The organism is Caloramator quimbayensis (assembly GCF_900167605.1).
Taxonomy (GTDB): Bacteria; Bacillota; Clostridia; order Clostridiales; family Caloramatoraceae; genus Caloramator_B; species Caloramator_B quimbayensis.
Genome location: NZ_FUYH01000010.1, coordinates 41,640 through 60,049, shown reverse-complemented (window position 1 = coordinate 60,049; position 18,410 = coordinate 41,640). Strand labels below are relative to the sequence as shown.

Genomic DNA, 18,410 nt, shown 5'->3' with positions numbered 1-18,410 from the left:
TTTAAGCTGATTGATTAAAAATGTGATTAAAAATATCTTGAATTAACTTATCCTTTTGAAGCTGAAATTTTATTTTCATTTCTTCGCAGTCTTTATAGGCTGCTTCCTTCATAACCTTTGTATTTTTTAATGTTTCTTCTATTTCGTTCTCCTGCTGCCTTTTAATCCTTTCAAGTTCCTTGTCTACAATTTCACACTTTAAACTTTCAATTTCTTCCTTAACCTTTTTTTTCCTATCTTCAATTTCTTTATCGAAGTTTCTCTTCAATTCAGCTGCATTTTTATCGATATGAATTATATTTTTTATTACTTCTTCCATTGATACATCCATAATCATCGCCTCCTAAAATCATAATTCATATTTTATTACTCTAAAATGATTAATACAAATTGAACAATCTAAAAATAATCTCATTTTTAAGGTTATAGCATTGTATTATCCAGATTTTTGAACAAAATATATGTAAATATTCAAAAATCTTTATTAAGCGCAAAAAATGTAATATATGTAGAAAATTAAATTCACTTTAACATTTATTTAATGTTTTTATTATACAATTGTAATATATTAAATATATTAAAAATGGTATAATAAGTATCAATGTTAGTACTTTTGTAAGGAGGTGAATTTATGTATAAGAAACAGATATTTATTATATCTAAAGAAGTCATAGAACAATGTCTTGAAGAATCTATTGAAAAAATTGAAAGCAGAAAAAAAATAAGCCCTGTCAAAAACAAATAACAGGACTTATTTTTTATTTTAAGCCTCATAATCAACTACTATTCTATCTTCTCTTATCTTTCCAATAAATTCAGCTATTTTAACATGTTCAGGATGTTTTTGATACTTCTCTAAATCATTTAGAGTCTCAAATTCAGAATATAGAACAACATCATAGGCAGAACTTGAATCATTGATGTTAATCCCTACTTCTATATTTTTAATTTCAGTTATAATGTTCCTTAATGCTTCGAGCCTTTCCTTAATTATTTTTGCATTTTCACATTTCTTATTTCCTTCTGCTTCGTCTTTAAGTTTCCATGCAACAATATGTTTTATCATAGTAATATCACCTCCAAAATTATTTTAACCTTTGTTTATTATTCTTACAATATATATAAATTTTACTTAGATATGTTTTTTTGATTTTGATAAATTCTATCCACGCTTCCAAGAAGGTCATGCAGAAAATTAGAACCCCTGCTTACAATAAATCCAGTAAGAATATATCCTAAATACTCTATACTGAGATTAACCCCAAAGAGCTTAAATAAATCTACCTTTGCCAATACGCATATTAAAATTCCTACTACTATAGCTCCTATTCTATCAGTATTGATTCCCTTTTCCTTTTTTATTAGTTTAATAGTCTCCCAGATGGACTCTGTAAAAAGTGCAATTATTAATAATTTATCCATATAAATCTTCCTATTAATGCTCTATTTAAAATATATTCTATATAAATAATTTTTATTTCTTAAATTATTTAACAATTAAATTAAAAAATTATTTATTAATATTTGCTATATTTATTGACTTAATATATAAAATATGTTAGCCTATGTTTTGGCACATATTCACGTTATTTAATTCCCCATATCCGGATTAATATAATCCGGATTTTATTTTATTATTTAAGTTTGAAAATCTAATATAAAGAAATTATAATTAAATTATAAACAATTAATAAAACACGATTTGGAGGATTATATGAAAATTGCGGTTATAGATGGTCAAGGCGGAGGCCTTGGAAAGACAATAATAGAAAGAATAAGAAAATCTTTAGACGGCAGCATCGAAATAATCGCCTTAGGTACAAACGCTTATGCAACAGCAAACATGGTAAAATCAGGTGCAAGCGAAGGTGCAAGCGGTGAAAACGCAATATGCTTTTGCTGCAAAAACGCAAAGCTTGACTGTATAATTGGACCGATAGGAATCGTATGCCCAAACAGCATGCTTGGAGAAGTAACACCTGTTATTGCTGAAGCTGTATTTAGTGCAGAATGCCGAAAATACCTTATTCCCTTTAACAAACACGGCCTTTACATACCAGGAGTTAAAGATATGCAGATAAACGATTTTATTGAGGAAATTATAAATGAAATAAAGTCATCATAAAGGGCTTTTCATACAATACAACGAAAAGCCCTTTAATTTATATTACCAAGCTTTCTATTCCAATATCTATTGTTTCAACAAGATTTATTTCGTAGGGGGATATTTTCCTGCCCTTTTCATCATATAAAATTCTAACTGTAGGCCTATCAGGGAATCCCTTGTTATGACCAACGACAAAGCCCTCAATCCCATTAGAAAGCCTAACGCATGCTCCTAAAGGATAGAGAGAAAAATTGTTTCTAAATATATTAACAAGCTCAATATCAAAAAAAGTACCGCCATTAGCAAGTATAAATTCATAGGCTTCGTTTGCTGCAAATCCCTTCCTATATACCCTGTCACTTACTATTGCATCATATACATCACTAATGCAGGCTATTCTCCCATATTTTGATATTTTATCTCCCTTGAGTCCAAAGGGATAACCCCTCCCGTCTATCCTTTCATGGTGTTCAAGTACTATAGTTTTTCCTCTCTCGTTTATATAATCAATATTCTTTACCATTTCATATCCAAGCTCTGGGTGGGTTTTCATTATATCATATTCGTTATCAGTAAGTTTTCCGTTTTTGTTTATAATCTCAACAGGTATTTTTGTCTTTCCAATATCATGCAAAAGCGCACCTGCCCCCAAATCCATAAGCATAGGCTTTGAATAGGACATTTGAACTCCATAGAAAAGGGAAAGCACACATGTATTTAAAGAATGAATATATGTATAATTATCAAAGGTTTTTAGTTCAAGAAGGTATGTAGAATTGATTTCTTTGTTCTCTATTAAATATTCAACTATGTCAGTAATTGCGCTTAATGTATTTTTTATGTCAACTGAACCTGTATGCTGAATCTTTGAAAACACCTTAGATAAGGATTTAATAGCCTCAGTTTTCACTTCAAGAAACTCTGGATCTAAAGGTTTTATATCTTCAAGATTCCCATCTTCAATATAGACATATACGATACCTAAGTCAATAAGCTTGTTTATATATTTGTTATTTAAAGCGACACCTTCTCTTAGCAGCAAGCATCCATCTACTCCAAATATTCTCTGTGCAAGGATATCCCCTGCCTTTGCTCTCTCCAAACTTATAAGCCGCATCTTTGCACCTCTTTAGCCAAATTTAAACAATCTCACCTATAATTTTATGATTTTTTTATTAACATTTCAAGTACAATTCAAAAAATAAACAAAATTCGATTGGAATTAACAAATATTTATTAATTAAGGTATTTTCTATAAATGATATGTTTTTTGACTTGATGGTAAGGGATACATCATTGGCGGCTTCTCAGAATTTATTTTATGATTTATAAAAATTGGACATTATGAAAAGCAAAATAAGCTCAAAAAATAAAATGGAGCAGGTGACGGGAATCGAACCCGCGTAGCTGGCTTGGGAAGCCAGAACTCTACCATTGAGTTACACCTGCACTACATAAATTATTATAATACAAATTCAAAAAAATTCAATAGCCACTATCTGTTATTTACATAATTATTTTGATGTTTTATTCCACTACAGAATAAAACATCAAAAAGGCTGTTTAAAATATGCTAAGATCAAGCTCCCTTGAAAGCTCTTCTAATACTTTTACTCCCCCAATTGAATTTCCCTTTTTATCAAGGGAAGGACCTACAACTCCTATACCCATCCTTTTAGGAACAGCTGTTAATATGCCTCCTCCAACCCCGCTTTTTGCAGGTATTCCTACGTTTACTGCAAACTCTCCAGAAGCATCATACATGCCGCAGGTAACCATTATTGTCTTTACAATCCTTGCAACGTTTCTTGGTATAACCCTCTCTCCCGTCCATGGAAGTATACCATCGTTTGCAAGCATTGCCCCTATTCTTGCAATATCCCTGCAGGTTGCTTCTATAGAGCATTGCTTAAAATATACATCTAAAACCTCTTCTACATCCTGCTCTATTACTTTAGTGCTTTTCATAAAATAAGCAAGAGACCTGTTTCTATGACCTGTTGCCTTTTCTGACAGATATACATCCTCATTTAGATTTAAAGAAGGATTCCCAGTTATTTTTCTTGCAAATTTAAGTATCCTTCCAAACATCTCATTAGAATCCTGTCCTGAAATCATTGAAACCGTTGCAATTGCACCGGAATTAATCATTGGATTTAAAGGTTTATGAGGGTTCCTTGTTTCAAGATTGCTTATTGAGTTAAAGGTCTCTGCTGTTGGTTCCATGCCAACTTTAGAAAAAACATATTCCCTTCCATTGTCAAGAAGCGCAAGCATAAGCGAGATTACCTTTGATATGCTCTGTATAGTAAATTTTGTTTCATAATCCCCTGCAAAGTATTCCTCTCCGTCGAGAGTTACGACGCAGATACCTAAAGCGTTTTTATCTGCTTTTTCAAGTTCAGGTATATAGCTTGCAACGCTTCCCTCTTCAGTATAGTGCCTGTTGTTTTGAATTATAACATCAAGAAGCTTCTTCATACTATTCCTCCATATTTTCAAGCTGATATATAAAGTGTGCAGCTGCAAGTAAATCTGCCGCACCTCCGGGGCTTATATTTTCTTTTACAAAAACATCCTCCATATATTTTACAAATTCTCTTCCTTCTTTGCTTTTCATTCCTCCAAGCTCTAATGCCTTTTTAGATAAGTTTCTCATGGTATAAATCCCTTGCATTTTGCATCTATTTATAACAGTAGTATCCTCTACACAGCTCATTATACTTATAAGGGTATGGCTCAGGGCATCATTAATATTAAGCCCATAATTTAAAGCATCCTCAAGGGATGGGAGAGCAGTATTAATAACCGTTGGAAGCCCCTTTTCAACCTCTCCCCTTATTCCTGTAACTTTATATTCTAAATACAGTCTTTCTCCATTGGTAAGCTTTTTTGTTCTGTCTATATTTAAAAGCTCATTTTTAACTATATCTTTGCAGATTATGGAGCACTGCTCCGATAGGTTATATCTGTTAAAGGCGAGGGATTTTTTAATGCAAACTCCAGCAGCACCACATAAAACTCCTATTAAAAACAAAAGCCCCCTTTGGGTGTTAACTCCTTCCGTTTCCCTAAGCATTTCCTCTTCAGCTTGCTTTCCCACTTCTCTTATACTTTTTAAAACATCATCTTCACATTTAATACCTATTTCTATAAATAAAGGTAAATAGTAGGCAATAGAGGATGTGCTTATTAAAAAGGTAAAATAATCCATATCGTTATGGCAGCCCTTTGATACAGGAGATACAAGCCCCGGAGAGGGGCTTGTGCTAACCTCATAAAGCATACTGCAAAGAGCTTTTTGTGCAATTTTTGCTGATATAGGAGAAAAACTATAAAAATTATGCATTTTCATTATCACCTTTAAAATAGTTTATTATAATTTTGTCAGTTTTTTTAATAACTTCTTCGAAGCTGTGTTTTTTTAAAGCTATGCACTCCCTCGCATCATCTGTGCATATTATGCATGGTCTGCTCCTGCCAAACTCCCTCCTGCTTAAGGGAACTTTGTTTAAATCATAAATATCTATATCGAAAATTCTTCCTAAGGGATGACTATCCTCAATAGAAATTGAAAGCTTTTTTGCATTAATAGGCGAAATATTCAAAGCCATTATAACCGCTTTACCATCATATCCTTCTAAAATTTTCTCATAAAGCATGTATTCTTTAAAATTATCTTTTAAAAGATTTAAAAGAACTTTAAAGGCCTTTTGTGACAATTCATTATTTTTATTTTCTCCTGCATAATTTAATTTGCCGCACAGTACAGGTTTTTTATATTTTTCAATTATCTCACATATCAAATCATATCTTTTTTCTCTATCTGTTAATATAAGCTCCCATAGCTTCTCATTTTTCATTTTCAATCCTCTCTATAACACCCTTTGCCTTTTCTGATACTAAATAATTAAAGGTTACATCCGGTATAAAATTTCTTATACTATTAAAATCACCTTTTTTTATAAGATTTCTTACAAAGGAAGCGCTAACTATATTTCCTGAATTTTTTATCCTTTCAACGAGCTCTACTTCAACATTATAACTTGGAAGAATTTTTAAAAGGGCATTATTATATTTCTCTGTTACTTTACAAAAAGGTTCTGTGCCCACATACCTTTTCACTATGTTAAATACAGGAGCTATATATTTCCCGAATATATGAGCATCAAGATTAGTATAGGCATCGATTCTATCATCCAATTGCTTTATAAAATAAGAAGGAAAAGTTGCAGAAGATATTATATAATCCCCGCCTGAAATTACCTTTACATTTTTTAAATCCGAAACCCCTTCCTTAACAAGGCTGTATCTTATATCAAAGGGAAATACGGATTTATCCTCCTTTACGATAAATACAACAACGCTTTCACTTTCCTTTGATGCCTTTTCTATAATATATCTGTGGCCTAAAGTAAAGGGATTGCAATTCATAACTAAGGCTGATTTTTTTTCATATCCTAAGCCGCTTTTTTTGAACATTTCATCAATGCTTTTATTTATATCAGATTTTCCTCCTTCAAGAAGGCAAACCTTATAAGCAGAATGTACAATCTTAAAGCCCATGGATTTAAAAATATTTATATTCTCAGGTTTTGTAAAAACAAAATATTCATATATTCCTCTTTCAAACATCTCATCAATTATATGTGTTACAAGTTTTAAAGATAAGCCTTCTCCCTTGTAATCTTCCCTTACGGCAAAGCATTTTATAATCTTTCCGGAAAAGGAGCAGGTGCCAATAATATCCTCATTAAGTTTGGCTATTGCAGTATATTCTGCATCTTCAAGAGTCAGATCATTATCAGCTAAAAGCCTTTTTACATCATCAAATTCTTCATACTCTGCCCTTCTTATTAAAACATCGTACATATAATCTACTGCACCTGCCTTATAACATCTATAACGGTACCATCCCTGTATTCTACTACTCCAACAATCTTACCATTGTTTTCATACCTTTGAGGAATACCAGTAATTTTTACGGCTAAATTTTTAAGTTCCTCAATGCTCATAATAGGAAGTTTGCTCCCTTTAAGCTTTTCTATTAAATCCTTTCTTTTAGGATTTATAGCGATACCTCTTTCAGTAACTATTGCATCTATTGTCTCTCCTGGGGTTGTAACTGTAGTTACTCTGTCTGCAACTATAGGAAGCCTTCCCTTTATAAGCTGGGTTGTAACTATGGAAAGTTTAGCACCTGCTGCTGTATCGCTGTGCCCTCCTGAACCTCCCATAATAAACCCATCAGAACCTGTTGTAACATTAACATTAAAGTCAGTATCCACCTCTGTTGCACCAAGTATCATAACATCGAGCATATTTACAACGGCACCTTTATTGTGGGGATTTCCGTACATAGATGCGGACATCCCCTGATGATTTTTATTATCCCTGTAAGACTGTACGGCTTTTAAATCAAAGCACTGAACATCAAATAAAGAGGTAAAAAGCCCCTCCTCAAGCATTTCAACTATATATCCCGTAATTCCGCCTGCTGCAAAACTTCCCTTTATATTTTTTCTTTTCATTATCTCTTTAACATAGGCTGCAACAGCAAGGGTAGTTCCTCCTGCTCCTGTTTGAAAGGAAAATCCATCTTTTAAAAGCCCGCTCTCTTCTATAAGGCTTGATGCAAGTTTTGCTATTTTAAGACCAACAGGATCCTTTGTAATCTTTGTAGTTCCTGAAACTATTCCCTTAGGATCTCCGATTTCTTCAACTGCTACAATATAATCCACATACTCCTGTGAAATCTCAATAGGGCACAGTGGATAAGGAAGAAGGTTGTCAGTTATTGCCACAACCCTGTCGGCATACATAGCATCGGGTATTGCATAGCCTAAGGAACCGCATGCAGCCCTTCCTTCAACACCGTTTATATTTCCGTAGGTATCACAGGCTGGGGATGCAATAAAGGCAATATCTATGTGCAAATCCCCTGATTCTATTGCCCTTGCCCTGCCACCGTGTGTGTGCATTATTGCAGGATATTTTAAATATCCAAGGGATACAGCCTGCGCAACAGGACCTGACATATAATTTGTATAAATCCCTGTCACAACCCCGCTTTTAATTAGTTCCACAAGGGGTTCATGAATGGGGAATATGGAACTTGCAGCAACTTTAATATCCTTTATTCCAAGCCTTGCAACTTCTTCCATCACCATATTAAGAACATAATCCCCATTCCTTAAATGATGATGAAAGGATAAAGTCATTCCATCCCTTATTCCGCATTTTTTTAATACTTCTTCAATTGAAGATACAACTTTATCATCATTAGAGGATTTACAATTTAAAGATACATTAGCCTTTTGAGCCTTATTTATATTTTTAAAAGCACCTTCGAAGGGTTTTACCTTTCCATAACCTTTTATATATTCTGGTATTTCTCTTAATGCCGCATTAATCATCTAATCACCCCCTATAAAAGTCCTGACAGCTTAGCCTTTTCGAGTATAGTATCAGCCCTTTGAATTATTGGAGCATCAACCATCTTACCATCGAGAGAGAAAACACCTTTGCCCTCTCTTTTAGCATCCTCCTGAGCCTTCATAACCCTTTTTGCATATTCTATTTCTTCCTTAGATGGTGCAAAGACGTCATGTATGGTATCTATCTGCCTTGGATTTATAGCAGCCTTTCCCGTCATACCTATAGATTTTGCCTTTTTAATATCTTCCACAAATCCATCATAATCATTAAGGTCAGTAAAGGGGGTATCAATAGCATCTACTCTAAAGGCCCTACATGCTGATGCAACCTTGCATCTTGCATAGAATATTTCCTCACCTTCCCTCGTCCTTTTAATTCCAAGGTCTGCTGTCAAATCCTCAGCCCCAAGGAGAACTCCTTCAACTCTATCTGAGGCTTTAATAATGTTATACACGTTTTCAAGGCCATAGGCAGTTTCAATTAGAGGAAAAAGCTTTATATGGTTATTCTCAAATCTCTCATACTCTTCAATCCTTTTTAGAATATCATCACAAGCCTTTATGTCCTCCTCAGTAGCCTTTGGAATCAAAAGGGCATGGGGTTTTACCTTTGCAATCTCCTTTATATCTTCAAATCCGAAATCCGTTGAAAGAGGATTAATTCTTACAACTATCTCACTGTTATAAAAATCCAAAGTTTTAATCGCATTTCTAACAAGAATCCTCGCCGAATCCTTTTCGGTTACAGCAACAGCATCCTCCAAATCGAGAATTATGCTGTCTGCCCCAAGAACCCCAGCGTTTTGTATCATCCCAGGATTATTTCCCGGAATAAATAGCATACTCCTTCTTAATTTCAAAATCTCACCCCCTAAAGCGCCCTTTTAATGGCAGTTTCAACCCTCGATTTTATTGTATAGTCAAGAGCCCCTCTGTCCTTTGCGGTTATTTTTATGCTTTTTATCCCAAAGGATTTTACTGTCTCATCAATAGTCTTTTTTATCTGTTCCCCAAACTGTTTCATAACTATGCTCTCAAGATTTATCTCAACACCTCCATCGCTGTTTGGTTCGACTATTACATATATATCATTCGATTCAAAGGTCCCGCATTTTGCAATCCTTTTAATCTCCATTTTATCACCTACTTTATAATACTATACAGCTAAAGACAGCCATTCTTTACCCTGAATGTCAATAGCCTCTAAAACAGACATCTGTGCTGTAATGTCTATATTCCCTATAAGAGTCTTAATTCTACCTAATTCTTTTTCATTAACAATGCAATATATAACTTTTCTTTCTGAACCTATATAAGCATTTTCACCATAAAGAAGAATGGTTTCTTTGCCTATACACTTAGAAACACATAGCGATATTTCCTTTTCATTTGATGTTAATATCATCAATACTTTCTTTTTATTATATAAATTAACTATCTTATCGATTACAATTGCCTTTATATACATAGCAACAATTGTATATAAAGTAAGTTTAATATTTACAATAAACATTTCAGAAATTACAATCGCACCATTTAAAATAAAATATAGTGTTGATAATTTTATTCCATTATTTTTTTTAATTATAAAGGCTATTATATCTGTTCCACCCTGAGATGCTCCTTCTTTGAAAATAATACCCATACCTATTCCGCTTATAACGGCCCCGAATATCGTTGATATAATTAAATCATCAATACTTACTAAAAAAGAAATATTTTTAGTAAGTATTAAAAAAAATGACATAGACAACATCCCTACAAAGCTTAATAAAATAAATTTCTTATTTATGAGCCTGTATCCTATAATAAATAAGGGTAAATTAATTATAAAAACCCAATATCCAGATGGTATGCATGTTATATACTGCATAATAAGAGATATACCTGCTATTCCTCCGCTTAAAAGCCTATGTGGAACAATAAATATATTTATTGCAGCAGCATAAATAAAACTTCCAAAAGTTATCTTTAAGATTTTATAAAGTTTATTTTGAAATTCCATATTATCCTTCCCTCCGAAAGATTTTTCTAAGATTATTGGCAGGTTTCCTGACTTAGGCATCATTCTCCTCTAACCTTCCCAGCAAATGCCAGTGGCATATTAGATTCGTCCTCCATTACAGTAGCGGGGGCTGTAGCGGATTTTCACCGCTTTCCCTTTTACCTCCACAAAGCAGAGCACCAATAATCTATTTATTTTATTTTGTTGAATTTAGATATTCTCTTTGTCCTATTTCATAATAGTTATTTCCATCGCTGTCTATAACAACAATTAATGGCAAATCCTCAACATAAAGCCTTCTTATAGCCTCTGCTCCTAAATCCTCATAAGCTATAAGCTCTGATGATTTTACGCATTTTGCAGTAAGAGCTGCTGCACCGCCTATTGCTGCAAAATAAACACCATTATATTTTTTAATAGCATTTATTACCTCATCATTTCTTGAGCCCTTACCTATCATTCCCTTAAGTCCAATCTCCAAAAGCTTTGGTGCATAAGGATCCATCCTGTAGCTTGTTGTTGGTCCTGCAGAACCTATGGGCATCCCCTCTTTTGCTGGTGTTGGTCCTACATAATAAATAACCTGACCATTTATATCAAAAGGCAGATTTTTACCTTCCTTCAAAAGTTCAACAAGCCTTTTATGAGCTGCATCCCTTGCAGTATATATATATCCTGTTAAAAGTACGCTATCTCCGGCCTTCAATTCCTTTACTGCATCATCAGTAAGGGGTGTTGTAATCTTCTTTTTCATATAATAGTCCTCCTTATAAAACAGCTTCTGAATGTCTTGTAGCATGGCAGTTTATATTAACTGCAACGGGAAGCCCTGCAATATGAGTAGCATATGTTTCAATATTGACTGAAAGAGCCGTAGTCCTCCCTCCAAAGCCCTGAGGCCCTATCCCAAGGGAATTTATTTTCTCTAAAAGTTCTTCTTCAAGCTTTGCGTAATAAGGATTAGAGTTTTTAACATTTACAGGTCTTAAAAGAGCTTTTTTAGCAAGAAATGCTGCTTTTTCAAAGGTTCCTCCTATTCCAATCCCGACTACTATTGGAGGGCATGGATTAGGTCCTGCCTCCTTTACAGCCTTTAAAACAAAATCCTTAACACCTTCTATACCATCAGCAGGCTTTAACATCTTAAGCTGACTCATGTTTTCGCTTCCAAAACCCTTTGGAGCAACTGTTATTTTTAGTTTATCTCCAGGCACTATACTGTAATGAATTATCGCTGGAGTATTGTCCTTTGTATTTATTCTCTCTATAGGGTCCCCTACCACAGATTTTCTTAAATATCCTTCACTGTAACCCTCTCTTACCCCTTCATTTACAGCATCCTCAAGGCTTCCTCCTGTAATATGTACATCCTGACCTATTTCAAGAAATACAACAGCCATTCCTGTATCCTGACACATAGGCATATTTTCATTTTTTGCAATATCAGCGTTTTCAAGTATTATATCGAGTATATTCTGTGCAAGTGAAAAGGTTTCTTTTTCCTTAGCTTTAAAGAGGCTATCTTTAATATCATCATTTAAATAATAATTTGCATCTATGCAGAGCTTTTTTACAGTTTCAACTATCTTAGAAACGTGTATTTCCTTCATCATGCCGCCCTCCAATAATTTAATTATACTGTTTCTTTATACTGTTTTTCGTAATCTCTTTTCATGTTTTTATTAAATTTTTCATAATATTTTTCAGCAAATTCATTGGGAGTAATTTTAAATCTATTTAATACATCAGAATAATACATCATAACATCGCACAATTCTTCTATAAATCTTTCCCTTACCTCAGGACTTTGCATAATCTCCTCTTCGCCTTTTTTCTTAATAATCTGTATTACCTCTCCTATTTCTTCAATCATATATAAAATGAAATTCTTGCCGTACTGCGGCTCCATTGGCGACCATCTTTCTTTATTCTTCTCCCATAACACTCTCGACATCTCAAGCATCTCAGAAAGACTTATATCTTTATTTTCTTCCATTATTCATTCTCCTTTGTAATTAACATATGGGTATGTAATTTTCATTACATACCCAGCTTAAACCTTATTTAATAGCTTTGTTTATTCTTTCTCTGTTCTTTGCAAGAGTTAAAACTCTTTGCATCTCGTTATAAACTATCATAAATCCTTCATCAACGCCCATACCAGGCTTTGCAAGGCACTGGTCAGCGCCGCAGGCTATTGCTATATTCGTGCAGACCTGAGCTGAGCGGTCTGTTTCATTGCAGGTTCCTCCGCAGTAAGCACCAACGCCGTGTTTTTTACAATACAATATAGCTTCAACTATATTATTTACTCCTCCAAGATCAGGAGTTTTAATCTGTATCATGTCAGCTGCCTGCTCATCAGTAAAGTATTTTATATCTTCCCATGTGTTGCACCATTCATCTGCAACTATTTCAACCCCAATATTCCTATCCTTTAATGCATTTCTCAGCTTTTTAAGTTCAAGCATCTGACCTTCCCTGTTTTCAACATCCATTGGTCCTTCTATTCTAAGCTTTAACGGATGGGCTGCCTTTTCAAGCTCTGAAAGGTAATCTGCCATCTTTTCAATATCATTATTAAAAGCTATTCCGATTGTTCCATACACATCTATATGTAAAACAGGATTATAATCCTTTGAAGTTCTAAGATGCATTATTCTATCCCTAAGCCACACAACATACTCCTTTAGAAGTTCTCCTCTCTCTCCAAGTTTCTCCTTTACGTTGTTTATAAGACCGTGGGGAAGTACATCAGCGCCCTTTATAATCATCTTATCAACATTATTATATCTATCGTCTCCAGATTGAGTAAATATTGGAACTTCCTTAAGCTCAACCCCTGTATTGTATTCATCCCTTATAACCTCAGCCATTGTAAGCTTCTTAGACTTTGCAACCCCATCAAGTATTGCCTGGGTAATACCGTATCTTATTGCTGTATGAAGCCTTTTGCCATCAACAAGCATAGTATCGATTTCTTCTGCTATACTTTTAAAGTTTTCAAGCTCTCTTCCAATAAGTTTTGGGGCTATATGTTTTTCTATTATCGGTATAAAATCCTTTGATAGGAATAGTGGATCTCTTCCGCCTGCTCCTGAATACTGAACTGCTGCACAATCTCCATAGGCAACCTGCCCATCCTCGAGAATTAACATAACAGATATTGATTCACCTGCAACTCTGATTTTTTTAAATCCTTCTGTAACAGGCTCACCTACATAGGTAAATCCATCATGCTCTGCTCCTTTTTTTATAGCCCTTTGGTCATCGAAGAAAAAACCTGTTCTTCCTGCACTGCATAAAACATCTACTACTTTCATTTTAAATCCTCCTTTATTTTTCAGGCCTTCCTATAAGAACGCCTCTGCCCACTGCAAATATATCATCAACAACCATTTGGAAGCTGACGTCTCTTCCTTCATATTTTGCTCTTTCCTCAAGAAGCTTTCTATTATAATCTCTTATCTCTTTATTCATTGGGACGTTGCCAAATTCAAGATATCTAACCGCTCCGTTGTTATCCCTCGCTGGAAGCATCTTTCCTGCATTGTATCTGCTTGGTGCAAAGGGAATATCTAAAACTCCTGCTTCAAAAGCCTTTACAGTTCCAACTGCAATATCTCCCTTGCCGAGTTTTAAAACTTCATCAATTATACATTTAGTTTCTGCCTTAATAAGCTCTATCTCATCCTTTAATTCCTTTGAAAGCGGAAGTCTCTGTCCTCTTAAAAGGTTTAATGTCTGCTTTGTAGCCTTAATTCCTGCAGCATTTGCCTCCTTTGTAGGTATTCCAACCGCTTCGTGGGGAGTTTTTACTATAACCTTTGTAGCACCTGCAAGAGCTGCTGCTGCTGAACCTGTACATATTACCCCAAAGGCCTTTGATTCATCTGCTGGGAATCCTCCCATCCACTGATGGAAAACTGTTGTAAGCTCTATATCATATCCATATTCTTTAAAATATTCTTCAGCCTGCTCAACTAAAGCTCTAATTGCCGCAACATCCTGAATTAAATTTCCGCACTGTCCGTAACCTAATGTAAGGTTTTTAACTCCCTGCTCTGCTGCAAGAAGGCCTTCAATTATTGCAACAGCATTGGACATACTCGGCGGCACCAATGTTCCTGTCAAAGGTCCAAAGGGCTCCCTGTTTATATGAATTCCCATTTCTTCATATATTCCAACAAGCCTGTCGCAGTACTGCCAATCTGTTAAGGATTTTTCAACGCTTACGCTTTTTGCATAGGGAATGTTGTAGGATATGCCTCCTCCTTCATTAGATGTCCATCCTGATGCGTGTATTATTTCAGATAAAAGTCTCGAATCGGGTGTCCCATGCCTTGCCTGAAGAGGAAGCTCTAAAGATTCGTAAACTCTTCTGCATTCTTTAACGCCATAGTTTACAGCTGGAAAGCCATTGAGCATTGAACGCCCTGCCTTTTTGCTCTCCTCAATCCCAACTTCGCACTCGCTGTATCTGTTCTGCCTCGTATAACTGTCTATCGTTGATGGTAAAAGGTCAGCACCGCCCTCATTTTGAAGATACTTTAAAAGTTCGATGTGGGCATCAACAAGGGCAACCCCAGCCCTTGGCTGGGCAAGAGTTATTCCTTCATCCTTTGCTTTTTTAAGTTTTACACAGAAATTTTTGTAATCTGGAACACTCTTGAGATACTGCGCAGCTTCTTCTAAATCAACATCTCTTCCCGTTGGCCACTGATTTAAAACTTCTTCTCTAATCTTAAGAAATTCATCCCTGCTCAATTTTTTATTTTTAAGTTCCATAACATTTTCCTCCCATTACATTTTAACCATATACTTTTTCATAATTCTTATAGCCTTATCAGGATATTTTTCTGATAAAAGCCCCATCGCAGAAAGTATATAGGTTTTATCTATTAAAATATCCGGACTTTGGGGCTTTAAATAGTTTGGAGATTCCATACTGAAAAGTCCTGCACTTAAAATCTTTTTAGGATTGCTGCTGTGAACTAATATACCACCTGTTCCTATTAAGTATTTTACATTTAAAAGGTCTTTTCCCACCTGTGAATATATAATACCCATCGGAGTATATACGCTCTCTATAACTCCAACATGCCTTTCCATAGCCATTTCCGTTGCAACCATTCCAAGAGCTTCGTCGAATTCAACTTCTTCTGCTGAGTTTGGCACTATGTTTACGTTTCTCTGGAGAAATCTGCATCTTTCCTCAACATCAAAGGGAGTATCAGGAACAAATTTTTTAATCCTTCTTGTACCTGCTGCCTCAAATAATGATACAGCGCTTACCCTCATACCAAGGTCTCCTTCAACAGTACGCTTAGCATAGGGCTCCTGAAGACCTCTTAATGTAACTCCGGGCTTTGAGGGTTCTCCCTTTGCAATAGAATGTACATCTGTAGTAGCGCCTCCTATATCGATTACAACAAGTTCCCCTATTCCTTCTTCTTTATCAGTACCATCAGCGAGTATTCTTGCAGCTTTAAGTACTGCTGCAGGCGTTGGCATAAGTATTCCATTTATAAAACTCTCTGCCTTTTTCATACCCTTTGCTTCAATTATTTTTTCCATGAATATTTCCCTTATTACTTCCCTTGCAGGCTCAACATTTATCACATTAAGGCGTGGCATTACGTTTTCAGTAGCTTTATAGTAAATTCCTTCTGCTTTAAATATTTCTTCGATTTCATCCCTGCTATTTTTGTTCCCTGCAACAACAACAGGGACATTCTTTATATTTTTAGCTAACAGATTTGCATTGTGTATTATACAATCTTTGTTTCCCCCATCGGTCCCTCCTGCAAGAAGTATTATATCGGGATTTTTAGATTTTATATCATCTATTTCACTTTTTGAGAGTTCATAGCTGTATACCCCAAGTATTCTTGCACCAGCGCCGAGGGCTGCCCTCTTCGCTGCCTCAGCAGTAAGTTCTGGTACAAGCCCTATTGCTATCATCTTAAGTCCTCCTGCTGCACTGCTGCAGGCAAGCTTATCAGTAAAGTTTACATCTTCTTTTTTTAAATTATCCTTAAGTATCTTAAAGGCATTATTAAATCCTATCATTATATCTTCATTTACTGTCGTTAAAGCTTTTGCTGTGCCTATAATCTCTTCATTTTCTATATCAACTGCTGTAAGTTTTGTATAGGTACTCCCAAAGTCAATTAAAAGTATGGCATCCATATTATCTACCTCTCAATTATTCAACTCCAAGGTCATGCTTTAAATCATTAATTGCTGTATCTGGTGAAGTTCCTGGAGGATATACCCTGTTAAAGCCCATATCCTTAAATCTTTGCTCAACAGAATTCCAATCCTGCTTCCCAACCACAAGATTTCCTCCAACATAAAGAAGTATATCCTTAAGCCCTGCTTCATCACATTTTTCACGAAGTCCTCTGCAATCTATCTCTCCATGTCCATAAAGAGATGACACAAGTATAGCCTCTGCGTTTGTTTCAATAGCAGCGTTTATAAAATCCTCCTGAGGGCTTAAAACTCCTATGTTAATAACATTAAATCCTGCCTGCGTAAAGGCATGCTCTAAAATCTTGTTGCCGACTGCATGGCAGTCAGCGCCTATAACTCCAAGTACAATGGTTTTTTTCATAAAAAAGTCCTCCCTCATACCCTTTATATATTTTTTTTGATTTCCATAATTTTTACTATAACAGCCTTAACCGAATCCTGGTCAAGGTTATAATCAAACCTTATAACTTCCTTTTCTTCCTTTGAAAGCTTTAACACCTCGCTTTTTCTTCCTGGGGATACTATAAGAACATCACAGGTATCTATAATATATTGAACGTCCTCTATTCTCCTGCTTGTCGTTGCATTTATAATTATATTGTCGAGTCCTGCTGATTTTAAAGCATTTTCAACCTTAAAATGGAACTCCTTAGATAAGCATACAAGTCCAAACTTTGTTTCCTTTGGATATCTTGCTATTTTAACTATAGTTTCAAGGGAAGGATTTATTGCAACTCCGAATACATCCTTATTAAAATCTAAAGTTAAATTTTTTACTTCATTTACATGGTTAAAGGTTGTTATTATAAGCTGCGTCTGCTCAAGTATTTTTTTAGTTTTATCTGTCATATTGTTAAGTTCTGATATAGTCATAGGAATAACATTAAAATCTATTGCCTCCGAGAGCTGTTTTGAAAAATCCTTTGCCTGTTCTATATTACACTCAATAAATACTGCATTAATTTTCTTTATAAATTCTTCCCTTTCCTTTATCCTTTCCTGGATTATTGCAAAAAACTCGCGACTATCTATTCCCATTTCGAGAGCCTCTTCAAGGGCTATATCTATTATCTTTAAAAGTTTATCTTTAATATCATGCTGCTTCCAGGTTTTAGCCTCCTCAGCAACGAAAGTTCCTCGTCCCTGATAGGATGTCAAAACTCCTTCCTGCTCTAAAAGGTTATAAGCAGCACTTACAGTGTTTCTGCTTGTATTTATCGCTTTAGCAAGCTCCCTTTCTGTAGGCATTTTATCTCCTATTTTAAGATTCCCATTTTTTATCTCTTCCATTATTTGATTTTTTATTTGAATATAAATTGGTATCCCATTTTTCTTATCTATAACGATATTCATATTCCACCTCATTGAGCCAATTTATAATTGGCTTAATCCACTTTTATTTTATATCATTATTATGTTTTTAACTAATTGAACTTTATACCAAATATCATCAAAATATTCATTCATTTCTGATATAGACAGATTATATATTAAAGAGCTGCTTTTTTCTGTATTTATCTAATAAAAGGTAATAAAAAAAGAGCCTTTGGCTCTTATAAATATAATTATGCAAAAGTACTTGTATACATTTTAATTTTATATT

21 protein-coding genes, 1 tRNA gene and 1 riboswitch are annotated in these 18,410 nt (G+C 34.7%); of the genes, 1 reads left to right on the top strand and 21 read right to left on the bottom strand.

The window, feature by feature from the left end:
* Nucleotide 1: 1 nt before the first annotated feature.
* From B5D15_RS08090 to B5D15_RS08080, 3 genes are all read right to left on the bottom strand, one after another.
* Complete coding sequence (locus B5D15_RS08090; protein WP_078696609.1) at nucleotides 2-331, bottom strand: hypothetical protein; 330 nt, start codon at nucleotides 329-331, stop codon at nucleotides 2-4.
* A 432-nt stretch (nucleotides 332-763) separates the two neighbouring features.
* A complete protein-coding gene (locus B5D15_RS08085; RefSeq protein ID WP_078696608.1) occupies nucleotides 764-1,066 on the bottom strand; it encodes a Dabb family protein in 303 nt (100 codons plus the stop codon).
* Between the two features lie 62 nt (nucleotides 1,067-1,128).
* The gene (locus B5D15_RS08080) at nucleotides 1,129-1,422 is read right to left on the bottom strand and encodes a hypothetical protein (protein ID WP_078696607.1); all 294 of its coding nucleotides are present in this window, start codon (nucleotides 1,420-1,422) and stop codon (nucleotides 1,129-1,131) included.
* A 292-nt stretch (nucleotides 1,423-1,714) separates the two neighbouring features.
* Here B5D15_RS08080 and B5D15_RS08075 point away from each other — a divergent pair, with 292 nt between their 5' ends.
* Nucleotides 1,715-2,125, top strand: coding sequence for a DUF3842 family protein (locus B5D15_RS08075; RefSeq protein WP_078696606.1), 411 nt, complete (start codon nucleotides 1,715-1,717; stop codon nucleotides 2,123-2,125).
* A 37-nt stretch (nucleotides 2,126-2,162) separates the two neighbouring features.
* Here B5D15_RS08075 and B5D15_RS08070 read toward each other — a convergent pair whose 3' ends face one another.
* The 18 genes from B5D15_RS08070 to B5D15_RS07985 form a co-directional block, all read right to left on the bottom strand.
* Nucleotides 2,163-3,224, bottom strand: a complete 1,062-nt coding sequence (locus tag B5D15_RS08070; protein ID WP_078696605.1) for an HD-GYP domain-containing protein — start codon at nucleotides 3,222-3,224, stop codon at nucleotides 2,163-2,165.
* A gap of 258 nt (nucleotides 3,225-3,482) precedes the next feature.
* Nucleotides 3,483-3,556, bottom strand: a tRNA-Gly gene (locus B5D15_RS08065).
* Nucleotides 3,557-3,670: 114 nt separating this feature from the next.
* Nucleotides 3,671-4,588, bottom strand: coding sequence for a glutaminase A (glsA, locus tag B5D15_RS08060; protein ID WP_078696604.1), 918 nt, complete (start codon nucleotides 4,586-4,588; stop codon nucleotides 3,671-3,673).
* Between the two features lies 1 nt (nucleotide 4,589).
* Entirely contained in the window at nucleotides 4,590-5,456 is an 867-nt protein-coding gene (locus tag B5D15_RS08055) for a triphosphoribosyl-dephospho-CoA synthase (RefSeq protein ID WP_179122229.1), read from the bottom strand.
* Nucleotides 5,449-5,970, bottom strand: coding sequence for a citrate lyase holo-[acyl-carrier protein] synthase (gene citX, locus B5D15_RS08050; RefSeq protein ID WP_078696602.1), 522 nt, complete (start codon nucleotides 5,968-5,970; stop codon nucleotides 5,449-5,451). The genes B5D15_RS08055 and citX overlap by 8 nt, the downstream gene beginning before the upstream one ends.
* Nucleotides 5,960-6,979, bottom strand: a complete 1,020-nt coding sequence (gene citC, locus B5D15_RS08045; RefSeq protein ID WP_078696601.1) for a [citrate (pro-3S)-lyase] ligase — start codon at nucleotides 6,977-6,979, stop codon at nucleotides 5,960-5,962. Before citC ends, citX begins: the two co-directional genes overlap by 11 nt.
* Before the next feature lie 5 nt (nucleotides 6,980-6,984).
* Complete coding sequence (gene citF / locus B5D15_RS08040) at nucleotides 6,985-8,523, bottom strand: citrate lyase subunit alpha (RefSeq protein WP_078696600.1); 1,539 nt, start codon at nucleotides 8,521-8,523, stop codon at nucleotides 6,985-6,987.
* An 11-nt stretch (nucleotides 8,524-8,534) separates the two neighbouring features.
* On the bottom strand, nucleotides 8,535-9,407 hold the full coding sequence (locus B5D15_RS08035) for an HpcH/HpaI aldolase/citrate lyase family protein (protein WP_078696599.1): 873 nt from the start codon (nucleotides 9,405-9,407) through the stop codon (nucleotides 8,535-8,537).
* An 8-nt stretch (nucleotides 9,408-9,415) separates the two neighbouring features.
* The gene (citD, locus tag B5D15_RS08030) at nucleotides 9,416-9,679 is read right to left on the bottom strand and encodes a citrate lyase acyl carrier protein (RefSeq protein WP_078696598.1); all 264 of its coding nucleotides are present in this window, start codon (nucleotides 9,677-9,679) and stop codon (nucleotides 9,416-9,418) included.
* Between the two features lie 21 nt (nucleotides 9,680-9,700).
* Nucleotides 9,701-10,609 carry a YitT family protein gene (locus B5D15_RS08025; protein WP_179122228.1) on the bottom strand — a complete coding sequence of 303 codons (909 nt, stop codon included), beginning with the start codon at nucleotides 10,607-10,609 and terminating at the stop codon, nucleotides 9,701-9,703.
* Nucleotides 10,570-10,748: riboswitch (cobalamin riboswitch) on the bottom strand. It overlaps the preceding gene by 40 nt.
* Nucleotides 10,746-11,303, bottom strand: coding sequence for a Fe-S-containing hydro-lyase (locus B5D15_RS08020; RefSeq protein ID WP_078696596.1), 558 nt, complete (start codon nucleotides 11,301-11,303; stop codon nucleotides 10,746-10,748). Its footprint overlaps the riboswitch before it by 3 nt.
* Before the next feature lie 13 nt (nucleotides 11,304-11,316).
* Complete coding sequence (locus B5D15_RS08015) at nucleotides 11,317-12,159, bottom strand: fumarate hydratase (RefSeq protein WP_078696595.1); 843 nt, start codon at nucleotides 12,157-12,159, stop codon at nucleotides 11,317-11,319.
* Between the two features lie 23 nt (nucleotides 12,160-12,182).
* A complete protein-coding gene (locus B5D15_RS08010; protein WP_078696594.1) occupies nucleotides 12,183-12,545 on the bottom strand; it encodes a MazG nucleotide pyrophosphohydrolase domain-containing protein in 363 nt (120 codons plus the stop codon).
* Between the two features lie 64 nt (nucleotides 12,546-12,609).
* Entirely contained in the window at nucleotides 12,610-13,872 is a 1,263-nt protein-coding gene (locus tag B5D15_RS08005) for a methylaspartate ammonia-lyase (protein ID WP_078696593.1), read from the bottom strand.
* A 13-nt stretch (nucleotides 13,873-13,885) separates the two neighbouring features.
* The gene (locus tag B5D15_RS08000) at nucleotides 13,886-15,337 is read right to left on the bottom strand and encodes a methylaspartate mutase subunit E (protein WP_078696592.1); all 1,452 of its coding nucleotides are present in this window, start codon (nucleotides 15,335-15,337) and stop codon (nucleotides 13,886-13,888) included.
* A gap of 15 nt (nucleotides 15,338-15,352) precedes the next feature.
* A complete protein-coding gene (gene glmL, locus B5D15_RS07995; protein ID WP_078696591.1) occupies nucleotides 15,353-16,741 on the bottom strand; it encodes a methylaspartate mutase accessory protein GlmL in 1,389 nt (462 codons plus the stop codon).
* 16 nt (nucleotides 16,742-16,757) lie between these two features.
* Complete coding sequence (gene glmS / locus B5D15_RS07990) at nucleotides 16,758-17,168, bottom strand: methylaspartate mutase subunit S (protein ID WP_078696590.1); 411 nt, start codon at nucleotides 17,166-17,168, stop codon at nucleotides 16,758-16,760.
* Nucleotides 17,169-17,191: 23 nt separating this feature from the next.
* Nucleotides 17,192-18,160, bottom strand: coding sequence for a GntR family transcriptional regulator (locus tag B5D15_RS07985; protein WP_143287240.1), 969 nt, complete (start codon nucleotides 18,158-18,160; stop codon nucleotides 17,192-17,194).
* Between the last annotated feature and the right edge of the window lie 250 nt (nucleotides 18,161-18,410).

Bases quoted from the DNA above. Each gene is read 5' to 3' on its own strand.
- citD (WP_078696598.1), bottom strand. From the start codon at position 9,679: ATGGAGATTAAAAGGATTGCAAAATGCGGGACCTTTGAATCGAATGAT.
- citF (WP_078696600.1), bottom strand. From the start codon at position 8,523: ATGATTAATGCGGCATTAAGAGAAATACCAGAATATATAAAAGGTTAT.
- B5D15_RS08070 (WP_078696605.1), bottom strand. From the start codon at position 3,224: ATGCGGCTTATAAGTTTGGAGAGAGCAAAGGCAGGGGATATCCTTGCA.
- citC (WP_078696601.1), bottom strand. From the start codon at position 6,979: ATGTACGATGTTTTAATAAGAAGGGCAGAGTATGAAGAATTTGATGAT.
- B5D15_RS08015 (WP_078696595.1), bottom strand. From the start codon at position 12,159: ATGAAGGAAATACACGTTTCTAAGATAGTTGAAACTGTAAAAAAGCTC.
- B5D15_RS08000 (WP_078696592.1), bottom strand. From the start codon at position 15,337: ATGGAACTTAAAAATAAAAAATTGAGCAGGGATGAATTTCTTAAGATT.
- B5D15_RS08020 (WP_078696596.1), bottom strand. From the start codon at position 11,303: ATGAAAAAGAAGATTACAACACCCCTTACTGATGATGCAGTAAAGGAA.
- B5D15_RS08010 (WP_078696594.1), bottom strand. From the start codon at position 12,545: ATGGAAGAAAATAAAGATATAAGTCTTTCTGAGATGCTTGAGATGTCG.
- B5D15_RS08090 (WP_078696609.1), bottom strand. From the start codon at position 331: ATGGATGTATCAATGGAAGAAGTAATAAAAAATATAATTCATATCGAT.
- B5D15_RS08085 (WP_078696608.1), bottom strand. From the start codon at position 1,066: ATGATAAAACATATTGTTGCATGGAAACTTAAAGACGAAGCAGAAGGA.
- B5D15_RS08025 (WP_179122228.1), bottom strand. From the start codon at position 10,609: ATGCCTAAGTCAGGAAACCTGCCAATAATCTTAGAAAAATCTTTCGGA.
- glmS (WP_078696590.1), bottom strand. From the start codon at position 17,168: ATGAAAAAAACCATTGTACTTGGAGTTATAGGCGCTGACTGCCATGCA.
- B5D15_RS08005 (WP_078696593.1), bottom strand. From the start codon at position 13,872: ATGAAAGTAGTAGATGTTTTATGCAGTGCAGGAAGAACAGGTTTTTTC.
- B5D15_RS07985 (WP_143287240.1), bottom strand. From the start codon at position 18,160: ATGAATATCGTTATAGATAAGAAAAATGGGATACCAATTTATATTCAA.
- citX (WP_078696602.1), bottom strand. From the start codon at position 5,970: ATGAAAAATGAGAAGCTATGGGAGCTTATATTAACAGATAGAGAAAAA.
- B5D15_RS08080 (WP_078696607.1), bottom strand. From the start codon at position 1,422: ATGGATAAATTATTAATAATTGCACTTTTTACAGAGTCCATCTGGGAG.
- glsA (WP_078696604.1), bottom strand. From the start codon at position 4,588: ATGAAGAAGCTTCTTGATGTTATAATTCAAAACAACAGGCACTATACT.
- B5D15_RS08075 (WP_078696606.1), top strand. From the start codon at position 1,715: ATGAAAATTGCGGTTATAGATGGTCAAGGCGGAGGCCTTGGAAAGACA.
- glmL (WP_078696591.1), bottom strand. From the start codon at position 16,741: ATGGATGCCATACTTTTAATTGACTTTGGGAGTACCTATACAAAACTT.
- B5D15_RS08055 (WP_179122229.1), bottom strand. From the start codon at position 5,456: ATGCATAATTTTTATAGTTTTTCTCCTATATCAGCAAAAATTGCACAA.